Origin of the sequence: Streptomyces agglomeratus, assembly GCF_001746415.1 — a bacterium.
Taxonomy (GTDB): domain Bacteria; phylum Actinomycetota; class Actinomycetes; order Streptomycetales; family Streptomycetaceae; genus Streptomyces; species Streptomyces agglomeratus.
Genome location: NZ_MEHJ01000001.1, coordinates 8,265,479 through 8,282,409, shown reverse-complemented (window position 1 = coordinate 8,282,409; position 16,931 = coordinate 8,265,479). Strand labels below are relative to the sequence as shown.

The window sequence follows — 16,931 nt, the reverse complement described above, 5'->3', positions numbered from 1 at the left end:
TAGATCATGACCATCGCACCAGACCCGACCGTCGCTCCGCCGATCGATCTCGCCAAGCCGGAAGCGGACGGCCGCAGCAAGCCGGCCACCCAGGAGCTGCACTACGCCCGCGCCGAGCTCGCTCTGGCCCTCCCCGACCACCTCGCCCTGCGCGAAGTACCGCTCACTCCGGACCCGCTCGAGGCGCTGGCCAATGCGGTAGCCGACGTCCGCGAGGACCTCGGCGAGAGCGCCGACGTCGTCCTGGACCTCGTGCCCGTCGCTCCGAACCGTGTCAGCAGCCGCCGCCGGCGCCTGCTGGCCCAGGTCCGCCGCAATCCCTCCGATGGACCGGCCATACCCGGCATGCCACAGCAGCGCACCAACCGGTTCGGCTTCGACCTCGGCCAGGTGATGTCCGAGATCGCCACCGAGGTGAAGGGCAACCAGGGCGGTGGCGCCCGCCAGCGCCCGCACCACCAGCAGCGCACCACCCACCGCGTCACGGACATGAAGGCCGCCATGGGCAAACTGGTCCCCGGCGCCGAGCCCGTCTTCTCCATGCAACTACTCGTCCGCACCTGCGCACGCGACGAGTACCGGGCCCGGATGCTGCTGGACCAGGTCCTTGCCGCCCTGGAGCCGTGGTCCGGCGACAACCACCTCCGTTCCGTCGGTCTCCACCTTGGTGTCACCCGCGTCCGGGCGGACCACTGGATCTACCGGGGCAAGTTCGACCGCCGCTTCGAGACCGGGCTCTTCGTACCGCGCCGTCACTCCTGGGTGACCGCCCAGGAGATCGCCGGGCTGCTCAAGCCGCCCACCAAGCACAACATGGCCCCGAACATCACCCGCTCGGGCGGAGTCGTCCCGCCGCCGCCCACAGCGCTCCCGACGTGGACGGGCCAGCGCGGTCTGCTGCCCCTGGGGTGGGTGGCCAAGTCCGGCGGCGGAGAGCGTCTCGCCGGTGTCCCGCTGAAATACCTGCTCTTCGCCCTGTTCCTCGGCAAGTCCGGCTTCGGAAAGACTGAGATGTCGCTCGTCCAGGCGATCGCGATCGCCCATGGCGGGTTCGGCGTGCTCTTCCTCGACCCCCACGGTGACGGCTGGACCCGTGCCCGGCCGTACCTGGCGCATAAGGAACTGGCCGACCGGATCTGGGAGATCGACCTCACGAGCCCCGAGCTCGACAAGGCGGTCGGCTCCTGGAACCCGCTGTCCATGGAGCGCCGGCGCGAGTCCGAGATCCCCGACCTCGTCCAGTACATCGTCACCGGCTTCGCCGCGGCCCTGAACTGGAGCGACAGCGCCGGCCGTGCGAAGACCATCCTGACGAGGGCGGTCGAGTCCCTGGTGTACCTGTCGTGGCACGTCTGCCGCGCCGGCCGGCCCGACCTGGCTCCCACCGTCTTCCAGATCCGCACGATCCTCACTGATGCCGTCTGGCGCACCAACGTGCTGCCGTACCTGCCCAAGGACATCCGGGACTTCTGGGAGAACGTCTTCCCGGGCTACAGCAAGGAAGCCATCCCTGTCGTCACCAACATCATCGAGCGACTCTCGTCCAGCAACGCAATCAAGGCGTTCCTCGGTTCGAGCCGGTCGACGTACGACATCCGGCACGCCATGGATACCGGGAAGATCGTCTTCGTCTGCCCCGCTGGCACCGGCGACGTCGACCGCATCATTAGCTCCCTGTTGATTTACGACCTCTTCCGGGCCGGCCTCTCACGACGCGATACCCCGCCCGACCAGCGCCGCGACTTCTACACCTTCATCGACGAGCTGACCAGCGTGGACGGCGCGTCCAAGGGCACCCTCGCCCAGATCACCGAGCAGCTGCGCAAGTACAACGTCAAGTTGCTCGCCATGACGCAGATGGCGCAGCGGTTGAGCGCCACAACCAGGCAGGGCCTGCTGCAGAACCTGTCCATCCTGTCGACGACCGCGTCCGACGTCGACGAGGCGACGCTGGTCACCCGCCGCTGGGGCAAGAAGGTCGCCCCCGACACAATCGTCCAGCTCAACCGGTACAGCTACGTGATGTCCGTGACCCTCGAAAGTGGCTCGACCGACCCGTTCCGAGTTCGCGGTGCCTCGGTGGAAGACCTGTACGGCGACTACTACCGGCCGCAGAACGAGGAGCGGCTGGCGCGGGCCATCGACGAGAACCTGCAGCGGCGCTCGGTCCGCGACATCCTCACCGACCTGCGCCGCCTGGACTCGCGACTGCGCCGGTTCATCGTCAGGCTCGACGTCCCGCCGGACGACGACGACCAGGCCGGCGCCGATCTGCCGTCGGATGAGTCCGACTCCGACGAGGCCGCACCGCCCGACCTCGAGAGCCTGGACGGGCCGGTCGACGCCACCGAGTCCCGGAGCGGGGCGGCCAAGCCGCGTGTCCACGACAGCGAAGGAACCGTCATCAGCGGCGCGGAGCCGGCTCCGGCCGATGAAGCCCCCGACAACGTCCACCCGATCAACTCCCACCAGAACCCGTCGAGGCTCGGATGAACCTGCCCCCCGTCGAAGCGGCCGCCGCGGTGGCGCCCACACGCAGCTTCCACGCGATCGGCAGCGAGGTCCTGGCGCTGCTGTACCAGCATCGAGTGCTCTCCACCCAGCAGCTCCACGTGCTGCTGACCCTGCCCGAGAAGCGGCCAGCCCGCCCCGTGTACCTGCGCTGGCAGCTCAGCGAGCTGTACCAGGCCGGGCTGGTCGCCCGGATCCGCGCCCAGGGGCCCGGCGGCCGCGGGCGGGTACAGAGCCAGCCGTTCCTGTGGTTCCTCACCGAAGCCGGGGCGGAGTCCGCGGAGGAGGCCGGCGAGCTGCCCTCGCGGCCGTACCGGGTGACGCCCCAGTCCGTCGCCGGTGCCCGGCAGGCGCACACGCTCGCGGTGAACGATGTCGGGGTCGCCTTCGTCGAGTGGGCGCGCCGGCTGGGTCACGAGTGCGGACCGCTGGACTGGACCCCCGAGGTCGCCAACCGGATCCGCGACGGCCAGCGCCGCTTCGAGGACGACCACGTCATCAGCGACGCCGTCCTCAACTACGTGCACGTGCAGAACGGACGGCGCACCATGCTCAGCTTCTTCGTCGAGCTCGACCGCGCCACGATGACCTCCGCGCGGCTCGCCGCGAAGCTGCAGGCGTACGGACGGCTGTACGAGTACGTCCCGCAGAGCGCGGACCGCACGCGCCGGACCCCGAACGCGACCCGGCCGGCGTGGATGTACAACTACCCGGTCTTCCCCCGGGTCCTGGTGGTCCTTGATGCGGCGCCGCCGAAGGCCGGGGAGCCCGACCGGCGCCCGCAACGCCTTGCCGCGCGCACCGAGGACCTCTACACGCGCGCCGGCGCGGACGTCCGCCTCAGCCGGCTCAAGGGCGACATCACCATCGGCGTCACCACCCTGCAGCAGCTCCAGGAGCACGGGCCCTTCGCCCCGATCTTCACCCCGCTGCTGCGCGGCACGCAGTCCGCCCGCCCTGCCCCCACCGACCTCTACCTCGCCACGAAGTGACCGGCCGCTTTCCGCGGCCCTGAAGGAAGCAGCGCCATGACCAGTACCTCGCTCGAGGCTCCGCCGGACGGCGGGAGCATGATCCGGCTCACCGAGATCCTGCACCGCAGCGTCAAGCTGCGGCAGCGGCGATTCGAGATGCTGCCGCTACGCGGCCAGTGCGCGCCCTTCACCGAGCCCCACGCCCGCAACCCCTCCGACTCCCTGCCTCCGTCCGAGCTCGCCGACCTGATCTCCTCCATGTCCGTCATCGGTCTCCTGGAGCCGGTCCTGGCCGAGGAGATCGTCGTTGACGGCAAGGCGCCGACGATCCGCCTGGTCACCGGGGAACGCCGCCTGCGCGCGATGCGCTGGGGCGCCGTCAACAGGCCGGACAACCCGCACTTCCAGGCGCTGCCGGCCGTGGTCTGCCCGGGGCCGTTGTCCGAGGAGGAGCGTCACATGTGGCGCTTCGTCGAGAACTTCGCCCGCGAGCCCCTCCGGCCCGGGGAGCAGGCCGCCGCGTTGCTGTACCAGCGGTGCGCCATCCTCGTCGGCAAGCTCCTGAAGGCCGGCAAGCCCGTGCCGCAGGAGGTCTACGCGATCCCCGACCCGGCTGAGCGGTTCCTTGCCCTGGAGAAGATCCGCGGCACCGACAGTTCCTGCGCCGCCCCCTGGAGCGAGGTGCTGAACCGTCTCGGGCTGCAGCTCAACGAGCGTAAGGCCGGTGAGCTCGTGCGGGCCTTCCGCGCGCTGCCTCGGGACCTCACCGAGGAGATGGACGAGGCCGCAGTCCGCCTGAACACCCGGATCCGGTTCGCCGAGCTCCGCAACGGCCGGGCGCAGGCTGCCGAGGGCATCTGGGCCGCGCTGAAGTCCACTAAGCGGCTCCACCTACTGCCGACCGCCGTGAACGTCGGTCTGGAGGAGCCAGAGCTCGGACCAGAAGAGATCATCACCGAAGCCGAGGAACGGCAGGACGCGGCAAACGCCGACCGCCGGGCGAAGCTCACCCAGGTCCCCAGCCAGACGGAGGACCAGGAGGAAACCGAAGAAGGCGACGACGCTGCTCCTTCGGTCCTCGGCACGGACGTGGTGGTAGAGATCGCGGAGCCGGAATCCGCCACAGAAGCGATGCCGGCCGACGCCGCCCCGAGCCGCCCGGCTGTGGAGTCCAACACGATTCGCGCCGCGCTGGACGGGATCCGCGGGCTGCTGGTCGAGGTCCGGGCTGGCAAGGAGATCGCCCGGTACGACCGCGGCTCCCTGCGCCTCGCACTGCGCGAGCTCGGCACCCATCTCGACGACGCCTCCGTCGACGGGGCTACGGACCACGACGATGCAATCACCGAAGGAAGCGAAGCCGCATGACCAGTGTCTCCCTGCCCATCCCGACCGTCGGCGTGCCTCTTCCGGGTCGCGGCTGCGACTGCAACAGCTGCGCCTTCTACGCCGGTCCCGACGGCCGGGGCGGCCCGGCGACCGTCGAGCCCTTGTGCACTGGCCAGAACTCGGACTGCCGGTTCTGCGGGTGCTCGGCAGCCGAGGCCGACGCACCGGCGAACGCGTGCGTGACCCGCAAGTGCCCGATCCGGTGCGGGAGCCGGACCGACATAGCCGGGTGGATGGCGGATGTCGGCGGCACCCTGACCTTCGACGACATCAGCGTCGACAGCACGCTGCCCGCTGGCCTGCCGTCCTTTATCCCCATGACGGACGGCTCCGCGGTCACCAAGCTCGACGCCAGCCTGAACTGGCCGGCCTACGGAGTCGGTCTGCGGCGCGTGTTCTCGCCCGACACCCACACGCTCTACAAGCGCTTCACCGAGCAGACCGCCCGCCAGGCCCTCTCTCTCGGGGACCACCAGAAGGCTGTGCTGGTCGGCTACGGCGAGGACCCGCTCGTCGAGGCCTTCTGGACTCGCCGCGGCCGCGACAGGCTCGTCGAGAGGATCGCGGAGCAGGAATGGGACCTTGTCCTGTCGTGCAACTACAGCATCTACGGGGACTGGCCGCGCACCGAGCACCTGCTCAACATGCGCCGTAGCCTGATGCTCGCCCAGGAGTTCGCCGAGGCCGGCGTCAACGTCGTGCCGAACGTGTACTGGTTCCGGCTCGAAGACCTCCAGCGCTACCTCTCCTGGATCGAGGACACCCAGCCGGCCGGCATCGCCATCAACGTGCAGACCGTCCGCGACAACGCCGACTGGGACAGCTGGGAGCGGCCCGGCCTGCACTTCCTCGCCGAGAATCTCCCCGAGGACATGCCGGTCATCCTCACCGGCCTGTCTCGGGCCAACCGCATCGCCGAGATGGCTCAGATCTTCGGCCCCCGGCTGACCCTGATCTCGCAGAACCCGCACCAGTACGCCCTGCACGGCGCGATCATGACCGCCAACGGCCGCGAGGACGTCCACGCCCGGAGCGAGGACGCTTTCGCCGCCACGGTCCAGTACATGGCCTCGCTCCTGCCCAGTCGCTGAAAAAACTTCTTCGCCCGCACTGTCACACCGGCGGCTCCTCCCACACCTGTAGCAGGTGAAAGCACCTTTGGGAGGAGCCTCCATGACGACCGAAACCGACCCCACCGATGCCGAGACGGGGGAGCCGTCGACGGCCGCTCCGGCCTGGCGGCTGTGGATCCTGCTCGTCTGGCACCCCGCGCTCGGCCTCCCTGTCGACCCCGTCGCCGTGCTCGGCCTCGATGAGAGCCGACAGTCGGCCGAGCGGGTTGTGCGCTGGGTCCCCCTCGTCTATGAGCCGGCCGACCCCTGGCGCGAGCGCCTGGGCGAAACCACCACCAGCCAGGGCATCGAGCGCTGGATTGCGCAGTCCGGCGGCGCGTGCTCGCTCGAGCCGGCCGACGTCCCGGAGGGCGCCCTCGACCTCACGCACGCAGCCGATCTCGTTCTCGACGAACTGCTTGCCGAGGTCATCCCTGCGCTCCCCTCGCGGGGTGACGGCTGATGGGCACCGGTAGCAAGTCCTCGCACGCTTCCTACGCGGTGGGACCCACCACAACATCCGAGGCGGACGACGTTGTGGCCGAGGCGCCCGCGCAACCGATGTCCGACGGCGAGGTCCAGGCCAAGGCCGACCTCTTGATGGCCATGGACAACGTCGAGGCGTTTTCGAACCTTGGTCCGGACAGCTGGGCAGAGACACCTTCACCAGACCCCGTGGAGATGTACGACCTGTTCGTCGAGGAGGTCGAGAAGGCCCAGGAGGCCATCACGAAGCTGAAGGAGGCAGGAGCCTCCGACGAGGAGATTGAGGCCCACACCAAGGCGCTGAAGGCGCACACGGTCGCCTACCTGAACTCGCTCGACGAGGATGACCTGCGCGAGATCGCCGAGGCCAAGGGCTTCGAGCACCCCGCGCTGGTGGGCCTGTCCGGCAAGGGGCAACACCCCTTGGTCCACTGGCTGGATCCCGCGTACCCGGGTGACATCCCGTCCAAGGCGAAGATCCAGGCCGCCGCGCTCAACCGGTACAACGAGCTGCTCGCCGGCAAGACGGTCGGCGGAATGACGCTGACCGACCTGCACGAGATCGAGGGCACCGAGCCGCCCCTCAGTGGCGGCGCGTGGAAGGTCACGCCGGACGAGGTCGCGGCCTCCGCCCAGGCGGTGACCGCGTCCGTCGACGCCTGGAATGAGGCGAAGAAGACCTACGGGCCTCAGTCTCAGGAACAGAGGGCCGAGGCCCTGCACACGATGCTCGCGGCCGAGCAGAAGTTGGCGTCGGCCGACTGTCCTGAGCTCGGCGAGGACCTGGCCAAGGCCAAGGCGGAGGCCAAGTCGGCGGTCGACGAGGCTCTCAGCCATGCTTACGTGCCGGCGAAGGCCGTCCAGCCCTTGGTGCAGGAGGCTCTCGCCTCGGGGCAGCTGAGCGAGACCGAGGCGATGCACCTCGGTGGTCACCAGCTCGTGGCACTGATGCGGCCGACCACGCCCGAGAGCGAAGTGGACACGCTGAAGGCCCTGGCCCTCAAGCGGCAGGAGCAACTGGCGAACCTCGACGCCGGCTACGCCGCGCACATTGCGATGGCTCCGGGCGGCGGGCAGCCGCTGAACCTGCCGCCAGCCGGCGACCCGGGCGCGCCGCAGGCGATCGCCGCGTGGGCGAAGAACGCCGGCGACGTCCGGGACATGCAGACGAGCACGAACGGCTGGTACGCCTACACCCAGCAGGCGGCCGGCGACACCCCGTATGCCGAGCACCCGGCCCTCGGGCCGGGGAAGTACCTCCACCCGGGCGAGATCACCAGCGACTTCAAAGCCTGGGCCACAAAGCAGAAGCTCTCCGACCTGCGCGCCGTCGCGGCCGAGCTGGGCATGGACAACAACGCCAAGGCCACGCGTGCCCAGGTCCAGAACTACATCGCCGCGAGCTTCAACAAGAAGTACGACCAGCAAGCCATCAAGGACAAGGTCACCGCGGACGTCGCGAAGAAGGAGGCGGCCAAAGCCGCCAAGACGGCCGTTCCCGCGCCTCTTAAGGCCAACGGCGGGTTGGCTCCGGACGAGGAATTCCAAGCCGTGGCGAGCAAGCTGTCAAAGAGCAGCACGAGCTCAACGGCCAACCAAGTCCCGCCTGTCGCGAAGCCGGTGAAGGCACCGAAGCCGGGGTCGTTCAACGCCAACATCCAGGCGCTGATGGCCGAGGTGCAGCACGTCAAGGCGACCAGCCAGGACCTACCGGTCCGCGTCGACGCCAAAGAGGTCGCCGGCTGGACCTTCGGCCCCGGCACCACAGCGTCCAATCTCGGCGGAACGTACGCCAAGACGGTCCATGCTGCCCCCGACGGCTCACAGTGGATGTTCAAGGCCGACCACAATCACGGTGGTGCTCTGGGGCACACCGAAGCCGCTGCGTCCCACGTCCTGTCGCTGGGTGGCGTGCCGGCGGTGCCGGTGTACCACCACAAGAAGGCCGACGGAACGGCCGGCTCCATCCAGCCGCTGCTCAAGGACGCCAAGCCGTTCACGTCCAGCCCGAGTCAGTGGACACAGTCCCAGGTCGACGCGATCGTCCGGTCGCACGTGGGGTCGTGGCTCGTCGGCGAGCACGACGGTCACCAGGACAACTGGCTGAGCACGCCCTCCGGCGGCCTCGTGCAGATCGACCGCGGTCAGGCCTTCAAGCACTTCGGTGCGGACAAGCTGTCGGTCGACTACGCCCCAGCGGCGGGGCGGGTTCACTCCCGTCCACCAGAAGCTCTACCAGGCGGCCCTGGGCAGTAGTCTCGCCAGCGGGGTCAAGATCAACCCGGCCGCCGCGCACCCGGTGATCAAGAAGTTCGAGTCCATGCCGGACGCACAGCTGCGCTCCATCCTGCACTCCACCGCACACGAGGGTGCCAAGGGTGGCGTGGCGTGGGTGCCGCAGATGCGCAGCCGGGCGGCGAAGGCATTGAAGATCCCACAGTCCCAGGTCAGCAACGACCAGATCGCGACCGCGTTCCTGGACCACGCCGTAGAGAGGAAGAACAACTTGCGCCAGAACTTCTCCGACTTCTTCGTCAAGCAGCTGGGCCTGCCCTCCGGCGCCTCCCTCAAGCACGGCGGTGGTAGCTGATGGGAACCGGATCCAAGTCGAGCCACCAGAGCTACGCGGTCAGCCCCACCGCGCTCGCCGAGGCCCCCGCTGCCCCACTGGACATCACCGGCGCGCCGGCAGCGGGTGAGGGGGCCGACCTTGCGGGCGCGGCCGTGGGAGCTGCGGGGGAGCCCGCGTTCGAGGTGCCCGAGCTGCCCGAGCCGGTTGTCGAGCCGGCTCCCCCTGCGGAACCGCCTGCCGGCGACGACCCGCTGGCGGAGCTGGACGCGCTCCTGGGCACCGAACCCGAACTGGAGCCCGAGCCTGTCGTGTCCGCCGCGCCGCCGGAGGAAGAAGCCCCGGAGGCGTCTGCCGAGGCCGAGGGCGTCGCGGCCGATGGAGAGCTGCAGAGCGGCAGTGAGGAGCCGTCGGCGGAGGAAGCCGTGCTGCTCCAGGTCGAGGACATCGAGGAGGTCCAAGAGGAAGAGGAGGAGACGGACCCGCCGCTGACTCCGGTGCCGGCGGCGCCTCCTGTGGGCGAGCCCACTGGTACGCCGATCCTGGTGGGCGGGGACGACTTCATCAATTCCGAAGCAACCCTGGTTGCCTACGACTCGTCGGACGGCCCGCGGGAGGTGCTGCTCACGCACATCTCCGAGGAGGCCGAGGAGAAGCTGCTTGATGCGTTGAGCATCCCCGGCACGCACATGGAGGAGATCCAGGTCGAGGAGGAGGTCAAGGAGCGCCTTGACCTCGACAAGGAGAAGAAGCTGGCCGAGCTGACCAAGACCGCGGTCAGCTCTGTGCAGCACAAGCTGAAGACCGGCTCCGAGATGTCGGAGGCGTCGATCGCCAAGCACCAGGCGGCCGTCGACGCGGTCGCCGCCGTCCTCAACGACCCGTGGATCAGCGACGACGAGAAGGCCATGGCCCAGCACTACATGGACCAGCTGGACGTCGTGAAGGACAAGATCGACAACGGTGGGGCGGTCATGCCTTGGATGGACGCCTACGAGGTGACCGCGACAAAGATGGTCACCAAGCAGATACCGGTGCCCGACGGGGATCCGGAGCCCGGCACGCTCGCCGCGACGGTCCGCAAGGCCAGCCGGATCAAGGCGAACCTCGACCCTGCGACCGGGCAGACGTCGTGGGACGGGGTCACCCGTTCTTCGGCCAACGGCACGGAGTACGAGATCGATATGGGCGACGGCTGGAAGGCCGTCTACCGCCCGTACAAGGACAACGACCCGGCGAACACGGAGTTCTCGCTGCGGGGACAGCTCGAGGTCCACGCCCCTGCGGGCGCCGGCCACGGCAAGGACCTCGTGGAGCGGCTGGAGCAGCTGCACCTGATGAACAAGCCGATGACCGCGGCCGAGGGCGAGTGGACCTACCTGGCGAACAACATCCGGGCCCAGGGGCTGGAGGGCGCCGCCGGCATGAAGAGCGCCTTGGAGACGGCCCAGGGTCTCCAGGATCTTCAGGTCCAGGAGATCGTGCACCAGCGCATGGAGTCCCTCATGGGTCTCGACAGCGACGCCCTGCAGACGGCGATGAAGAGGATCCACCTGGAGGCATCTCACAAGGTGCTGCCGATGAAGGTCGAGGTTGTCCGAGACGCCGTCGCGAAGGCCTCCGGATTCGCCAGCGGCGCCGAACTCGCGGCCAGCCCGGGCTACGAGCCGACGCCGTCGACCGGAGGCAAGTGGCTTACCTGGTCCCGCTTCGACGTGACCGGGAAGAACGCGGAGATTCAGGGCGCATTCAAGGGTCGATCGCTGACCCACTGCCTCAACGGTGGCGATCTCGCCAGTCTCCTCGGAACGGGGGTCCTGGCCTCCACGGAGAAGCGTGCTGTGATGGGCATCGGTGGCGGGCTCGGCATGAGCGAGCAGTCCGACAAGATGACCGGCGGCGCCAACTCGGTGTTCCTGCGGGTCAAGAAGACGTCCAGCCAGCCGGGCGGCGGCCGGCTGATCTGGGACGACCCGAGTGTGCTCATGCAGCGCAGCGACTACTACGCCTACAACGGGGACCACTACGGCGCTATCAACCCCGCGCACGGCTCCTACAACGCGGGGGCGATCACGCGGGACCCGATGAAGATCGCCAAGTTCTCCGGCAGCAGCAACGAAATCATGTTCCGCAACGGGATCGACCTGCTCGGGGCCGAGGCCCCCAGCCGGATCGTGTGCCACACCGCCGCGGAGCGCAGCAGCATCCTCGCGTCCCTCACCTCGCGGGGCATCACCCAGCTCGGCGGGAAACCCGTCGAGGATGTCCTGTGCACGGAAGCCGACTACTAAAGCTGACCAGGAGCGATTCGATGACAGCAACACAGCAGCAGTGGCGCCGGCGCTTCTCGGACCTCGTCGCGGGCAACCACAGCCCGACCGGGGACCCGGTGGACGCCGGCGCGCGCCTGGTCGTATCGGACCTCGACGGGACGGAGGTCTTCCGCGCCGCCCTCGCCCGGCACCACCGCTTCGAGGACGACCAGGTCCTGTGGATCAGGCCCCTGGTCGGCGGTCAGGACACCGGGGGTGGCTACCTGTTCAACCTCGGCCTGGCCCGGCGGCGATCCCTTCCGGTGGCGCATGCCGACCTCGTGGACGATGGCGTGGAGATAGACCTGACCACGGGGCAGAAGGCACGGATTGAGCCGGCCGACGGCCCCGAGCTCGAACAGCTCACCCGCTGGGACGACTTCACCAACCGCCTCACCCCGGAGGAGGACGCCGCACTGAGGCGGCTGGACGCCGACTCCTGGCACGGACGCTATGCGTGAGCGGCCTCGTCGCCGGTGCCGAAGGGCGGCTGCGGGGCGGGTTGGCATGATGTCCCCGCGGCCCAACGGCCGCGGTGGCCATTGGTCGGCCCCGGCACGGGGATGGCCGGCTGAACCACCTGGCCGGAAAGCCGGACCGCACTCGAGAGGAGGAGACGCATGGCAGACCGAGCACACCCGGTGACCGAGCAGCGGCACGCTGACCTGCGGAGCCGGCTCCTGGAACACGAGCGCGACCTGCCCGTCGACGTGAACTGGCTGCGCCGGCGCGCCAAGCTGTTCGCGACCGTGTCCGGGCGCGACTTCCACCTCGTCACCGATCTTGCGGCGTACGCCTCGATCAGCGGCATGCCCTATCTCTCGCACTATGCCGCCCAGGTGTATTTGGGCCCGAAGGCCGCACGGCTGCGGGTGCCGTTGATGGCCATCAACCTCGAGCTGGTGACCACGCGCGAGGAGGCCGATCGCGCCTTGGCGCACGAGACCATGCACCTGGTCGTCCCTTCGTACGGTCATAAGGCGGCCGCCTTCGCCCGGGCCCAGCTCTTGCTCGACACGGTCGGACAGCTCACCGCCGCGCCGGCGTAGACCCGCGGCAAGCCGGCCGGCCGCCGCCGCTCCCCCCTGTACGTCTTCCCGGGAGAGCAGCGGCTGGCCGGCCGCCCCTTCACCTCGCATGTTGTGTATTCGTTTTCCAATATGTAGTGTGGTTGGTGTTGGGCGGGAGATTCCGCCGACCGGAGCCGCTGTTCGCGGCCTTCGAATCCAGCCCGGTGACCATGACGCGCGCCAGCGTGCCGATCACGGGCCCGGTCCTTCTTCTCGGAGACGCCATGCCGAGCACCATGAGGAAGCCCTTCAACCCCGTCAAGGCCGCAGCCGTCCAGGCCGCGGTGGAGCGCGCACAGACCGGTCAGGCCAGCCAGGTCGGCCCGGACCCGGCTCTCCACAGCCATGACGCCGAGCTCCGCTGGGTGGAGGCGGTACTCCGCCACCGCCTCTCCCTCCACTCCCTTGGCCGCCCGATCGGTATCCGCACCAGGGACGACGACACCCACCCGCTCGTCGCGGACGGCGTGCACTTCCCCGCGGTGGCGCTGTCCATCTCCTTCGCGGACAGGACGCTGGACTTCCTGGCGACCTATGACGACCGCCGCCGCCTCATCTTCGACCTCCTCGCCCCGTGCGCCCAGTGCGGCAAACCGGTGCCCACCGAGGAGATCAACTCCCTGGGAGACCTGGGCGACTACCTCCTCCAGACTCGCGATGGGCTCGGGGGATCTCCCCGCCTCCGCACCTCCCCCGCGCACGCCGCCGACTGCCTCGCACGCGGCGACTGATCGCGCTTCCCCCTCCCCCAACGGGCGCCCCGGCTGATACAGCCGGGGGCGCCCTGCATGGAGCGACACCTCACCATGACGACAGCCACTCCCTCCGCCGGCGCCGGCAAAGAGCCTGTGCAGCACGAGCCGGACCCGCAGCCCGCCCCTGACACGCACGGCCCCTTCGGCCGGGTGGTCACCGCCCCCGAAGACAGCCCGACGTCGGCTTCTTCGACGTGGGTGACGTGGCTGCTGTTCATGGTCCCGCTGTGCATCGCCGAATTGCGGGGCTTCTCAGAACCCGAGATCGCGCGCGTCTCGGCGCGGGCCGCCGACCTGATCTCCAGTCACGGCGACGACGCCCAGTACGGCGGCCACCACCAGCGCAGCGCGCGCACCGCCATCGCCCAGGGGCTTGCCGTGCTCGCGAGAGCCGACGGCGGTGTGACCGCGCTCGGAATCCACGCGTGCATGCGCCCGCACGTCGGATGCCCCGGCACCTCACCCGCCCGCCCCTCCCCTTCGAAACACGAGGAACGAGATGTCTGAGAGCACGAGCACGAATGGCCGCACCGCCCCCAAGCGGCTCCTCACCCAGAACTCGGACCTGAGGAGGATCGGCGTATTCAACTGGACACTGCCAGCTTTTGTGATCGAAATGCCTGACGGCAGCCATTTCAACGTCTGTCCTCAGGCTAGCGCGTGCGCGTCGGTAATCGCGGCACTTGCTGTGTCCCACGCAGGCGTGTCGCATTAGCTGGGGATTCCTATGTCGGCCTGCGCTGCCCTTGGCTGAGAAGCCGTCCTCTTACCGATCTTGGAGTGTGCGAGGCGGACGGGTTTTCGAGGGCGGCGTCCGAATCGGGTGGTCTTTGTGGGGTGTGCGCATAGGGGCAGGGCCCCTTGGAGGCTCCTGGCTGATCGGCGAGGGCCTGTTCGAGTCAGCCATGGCTGAAAGGGCCATTGCTACCGCTTGCGTTTGATCAATAGCGTTGGGCGGCGATACGTCATCCCCCATAGGAGATCTGACGATCCCATGCGCAGAACAACGGGTTGGCCTGCGCATGGCCATAGTCGCGACCGACAGCAGCCTCGCGGCGAAGGCGGTGACCGACTCGCTGGAGGGTTCCCGGAATGCCGCGGCGTGGAATCGGCCGATTCGGCAGCTCGGGCCGGTTCCGGTGGGAGGGGGGTGACTCTCGGTGACGCCAGTGGCGACACCAGCCCGAGACTGTTTCGTCAGGACTGTCCAAAGAAATTGAGGGGAATGTCCTCATGAACAAGTTCATCACCCTGGCCCGGGGCGCAGCCGTAGGAGCGGCTGTACTTACGACGACCTTCGGGCTCTTCACCTCCGGCACCTCGGCTGCCACCGTGGACAGCTCCGCTCAGCACCACTCCATCGCCCAGTTCGGCCCGGCCATCAGCAAGCAATGGCACGCCAAGGTCAAGTGCGACATCGTCCGCAACGGCCACACCTACACCAAGCGCACCGCATGGGGCAACGGCCCTACCGAGCGAGCGGCCGTCAACACCGCCAAGCGCAACATCCCCGTCGAGAAGGGCAGCTACAAGCGACACTGCCGCACCCTGGAAAGCTACCGTCGCTGACCCGCACGGGCGCCGCGCCCGGAGATCGCAAAGGCGGGATATCCGGGGCGCATCCCTTGTCCCACCCGTATCCTGAGGGGAAGGAGGCTCCTATGACCGGCCAAAGCAGGCGCGTCTACGAGATCCACGTTCACGTTCCCGTAGGCAAGGACGCGCAGGAGTTGCAGGAAGTCATCTCGTTGATCCTGTGCCCGGTCCCTGACCACGCGCCGCCCTGCCCCGTCCCCTGGGCCACCGCCGCAGTCGGGACGCAGATCAATGTCGGGCTCTACGCCACCGAGGAAGAGGCCAACCGGCTGCTGGTCGAGATCGCCACCGTCGCCAAGGGGGCGAACGTCACCTTGCACCATGACGTGGACCCTGCCGACTATCAGGAGCTAATCCGGCAGTACGAGATCGAAGCCGGTCCCCGCTAGCTTGAGGCGCTGGGCCTCGCCGCCGGAGAGGGCGGGGTCAGAAGCCGTATCTCAACCAATCATGGAACGTGCAGGTCGAACAGGGTTCCTGGTCGGGTGATCTTCCAGGGGTACGTGCATGAGGGCAGGGCCCCTCGGTAGCTCGGTGATGCGAATCGATCCGAGCAGTACCGGGAGGCCCTGTTGTCGTATGTGTACGCGCCCGTGCCGGTGGAGTTCAACTCGCCCGTCGTGTCGTGCGATTGCCTCGCGCACGTGTACGGCAATGCGGCAGATCATTCGGACCGGGTGCGCCGGTATCCCTCGGACATGAGCGACGAGGAGTGGACGGCAGTGCGGCCGCTGTTGCCCACCCCGTCCTGGCTGGAGGGCCGGGGCGGGCAGCCCGAAGGGTACTGCCACCGGCAGATGTTGGATGCGATCCGCTATCTCGTGGCGGGCGGGATCTCCTGGCGGTCGCTGCCTGCAGATTTCCCCTGCTGGCCGCGGGTCTATGCCTTTTTCCGTCGCTGGCGTGAGAACGGACTGGTCGCGGAGTTCCATGACCGGCTGCGCGGAAAAGTGCGGGAGCGTGAGGGGCGCGAGGCGGAGCCGACGGCAGGGATCATCGACGCGCAGTCGGTGAAGGCCGCCGCGACGGTGCCCGCCGCGTAACGCGGCTTCGACGGCGGCAAGTTGATCAACGGCAGGAAGCGGCACATCGTGACCGACTGCCTGGGCCTGCTGCTGGTCGTGGCCGTGACCGCCGCGAACATCGGGGACCGCGATGCGGCCACCGGCCTGCTGGCCCGACTGCGCGAGCTGCACCGGGAGATCAGTCTCGTCTGGGCCGACGGCGGCTACACCGGCGCGCTGGTCGACTGGGCCCGCGAAAGGCTCGCCCTGACCGTGGAGGTCGTCAAACGGACCGACGACCGAGCGGGGTTCGTGGTGCTGCCGAGGCGGTGGGTGGTGGAGAGAACCCTGAGCTGGCTGATGCATTCGAGGCGTCTGGCAAGGGACTACGAGACGCTGCCCGCGACCAGCGAGGCGATGATCCAGTGGTCGATGATCACGCGGATGGGCCGCCGGCTGGCGAGGCCACATGCCTGCGGCCGGCACTGAAAGCCCCCGACGCCTCCTGCAGCAACCAGCCCCGCTCGCCCAGGCGTCTCGCTTTCGAGCGCACCCCCTCGACCTTCGCCGCCACCGCCGTGTCGATGCCCATCACGGCCGCAATGTCCTTGACCCGCAAAGGCTCGTGGCCCGGCCGGTCCTGCAGCACATTCAAGATCCGCTGATTGTCCGGCGAGAGCACTGACACCGACAGCCCCTCCCGCCAGGGCGGCACGATCGCTCCCGGAACTGACGCGGACACAGCCGCGGGAACGGGAACGGGGGTGGGCACCGTTCCTCCCTCACCCTCACCCTCGGCCTCAGTCACGGCAGTGGACTCGGCGGCGGACGCGGCCAGGGCGTCCACAAGCTCCTCGCGGGCGATCACCCGCCGGTCCAACTCGATCTCACCGGCCTCCAAGGCCGCAGCCGCACGGGTCGCCTCCTCCCGCAGACCCTCCACCCGCTCGCGGGCAGATGCTTCCCGCGCTTCCAGCAACCCCAGCATCGACGCCATCGCGCACCCCTTAACGAACAAGCGGAAGCAGAACGCCAGATGCCTCCCTCACTCCGGCCGAGACCATGCCTGACCAGCAAGAATCAAGCGATCATGTTCGGTTGAGATACGGCTTCTGAGCCATCGTGTCGCTTTGCCTGTCCAGTTGAGTGACGG

Annotated in this window: 14 protein-coding genes and 2 pseudogenes; all 16 read left to right on the top strand. The window is 68.7% G+C overall.

Features of this window, described 5'->3' with window-relative positions:
• The first annotated feature begins 6 nt into the window (after positions 1-6).
• The 16 genes and pseudogenes from AS594_RS36450 (at position 7) to AS594_RS48115 (ending at position 16,390) form a co-directional block, all read left to right on the top strand.
• Positions 7-2,493: a type IV secretory system conjugative DNA transfer family protein gene (locus AS594_RS36450; RefSeq protein WP_069935900.1), complete on the top strand. Its 2,487-nt coding sequence runs from the start codon at positions 7-9 to the stop codon at positions 2,491-2,493.
• On the top strand, positions 2,490-3,503 hold the full coding sequence (locus tag AS594_RS36445; protein WP_069935899.1) for a replication-relaxation family protein: 1,014 nt from the start codon (positions 2,490-2,492) through the stop codon (positions 3,501-3,503). The genes AS594_RS36450 and AS594_RS36445 overlap by 4 nt, the downstream gene beginning before the upstream one ends.
• Before the next feature lie 36 nt (positions 3,504-3,539).
• Positions 3,540-4,853, top strand: a complete 1,314-nt coding sequence (locus tag AS594_RS36440; protein ID WP_069935898.1) for a ParB N-terminal domain-containing protein — start codon at positions 3,540-3,542, stop codon at positions 4,851-4,853.
• Positions 4,850-5,965, top strand: coding sequence for a DUF4417 domain-containing protein (locus tag AS594_RS36435; protein WP_069774200.1), 1,116 nt, complete (start codon positions 4,850-4,852; stop codon positions 5,963-5,965). Before AS594_RS36440 ends, AS594_RS36435 begins: the two co-directional genes overlap by 4 nt.
• A gap of 82 nt (positions 5,966-6,047) precedes the next feature.
• Entirely contained in the window at positions 6,048-6,449 is a 402-nt protein-coding gene (locus AS594_RS36430; RefSeq protein ID WP_079144195.1) for a hypothetical protein, read from the top strand.
• Complete coding sequence (locus AS594_RS36425; protein WP_069935897.1) at positions 6,449-8,728, top strand: hypothetical protein; 2,280 nt, start codon at positions 6,449-6,451, stop codon at positions 8,726-8,728. Before AS594_RS36430 ends, AS594_RS36425 begins: the two co-directional genes overlap by 1 nt.
• A gap of 64 nt (positions 8,729-8,792) precedes the next feature.
• Positions 8,793-9,062, top strand: a complete 270-nt coding sequence (locus AS594_RS36420) for a hypothetical protein (protein WP_141747232.1) — start codon at positions 8,793-8,795, stop codon at positions 9,060-9,062.
• The gene (locus AS594_RS36415; protein WP_079148848.1) at positions 9,062-11,332 is read left to right on the top strand and encodes a hypothetical protein; all 2,271 of its coding nucleotides are present in this window, start codon (positions 9,062-9,064) and stop codon (positions 11,330-11,332) included. The genes AS594_RS36420 and AS594_RS36415 overlap by 1 nt, the downstream gene beginning before the upstream one ends.
• Positions 11,333-11,352: 20 nt before the next feature.
• Entirely contained in the window at positions 11,353-11,814 is a 462-nt protein-coding gene (locus tag AS594_RS36410; RefSeq protein ID WP_069935895.1) for a hypothetical protein, read from the top strand.
• Positions 11,815-11,973: 159 nt separating this feature from the next.
• Positions 11,974-12,402 carry a hypothetical protein gene (locus AS594_RS36405; RefSeq protein ID WP_069935894.1) on the top strand — a complete coding sequence of 143 codons (429 nt, stop codon included), beginning with the start codon at positions 11,974-11,976 and terminating at the stop codon, positions 12,400-12,402.
• A 191-nt stretch (positions 12,403-12,593) separates the two neighbouring features.
• Positions 12,594-13,154: a hypothetical protein gene (locus tag AS594_RS36400; protein WP_069936068.1), complete on the top strand. Its 561-nt coding sequence runs from the start codon at positions 12,594-12,596 to the stop codon at positions 13,152-13,154.
• Between the two features lie 75 nt (positions 13,155-13,229).
• Positions 13,230-13,685 carry a hypothetical protein gene (locus AS594_RS36395; RefSeq protein ID WP_240509216.1) on the top strand — a complete coding sequence of 152 codons (456 nt, stop codon included), beginning with the start codon at positions 13,230-13,232 and terminating at the stop codon, positions 13,683-13,685.
• Positions 13,678-13,860: pseudogene (locus tag AS594_RS48120) on the top strand (GP88 family protein); the annotation flags it as partial. The gene AS594_RS36395 and the pseudogene AS594_RS48120, both read left to right, overlap by 8 nt.
• A 551-nt stretch (positions 13,861-14,411) precedes the next feature.
• On the top strand, positions 14,412-14,747 hold the full coding sequence (locus tag AS594_RS36390) for a hypothetical protein (protein WP_069935892.1): 336 nt from the start codon (positions 14,412-14,414) through the stop codon (positions 14,745-14,747).
• Positions 14,748-14,839: 92 nt separating this feature from the next.
• The gene (locus AS594_RS36385) at positions 14,840-15,163 is read left to right on the top strand and encodes a hypothetical protein (protein ID WP_069935891.1); all 324 of its coding nucleotides are present in this window, start codon (positions 14,840-14,842) and stop codon (positions 15,161-15,163) included.
• A gap of 309 nt (positions 15,164-15,472) precedes the next feature.
• Positions 15,473-16,390: pseudogene (locus AS594_RS48115) on the top strand (IS5 family transposase).
• The last annotated feature ends 541 nt before the right edge of the window (positions 16,391-16,931 follow it).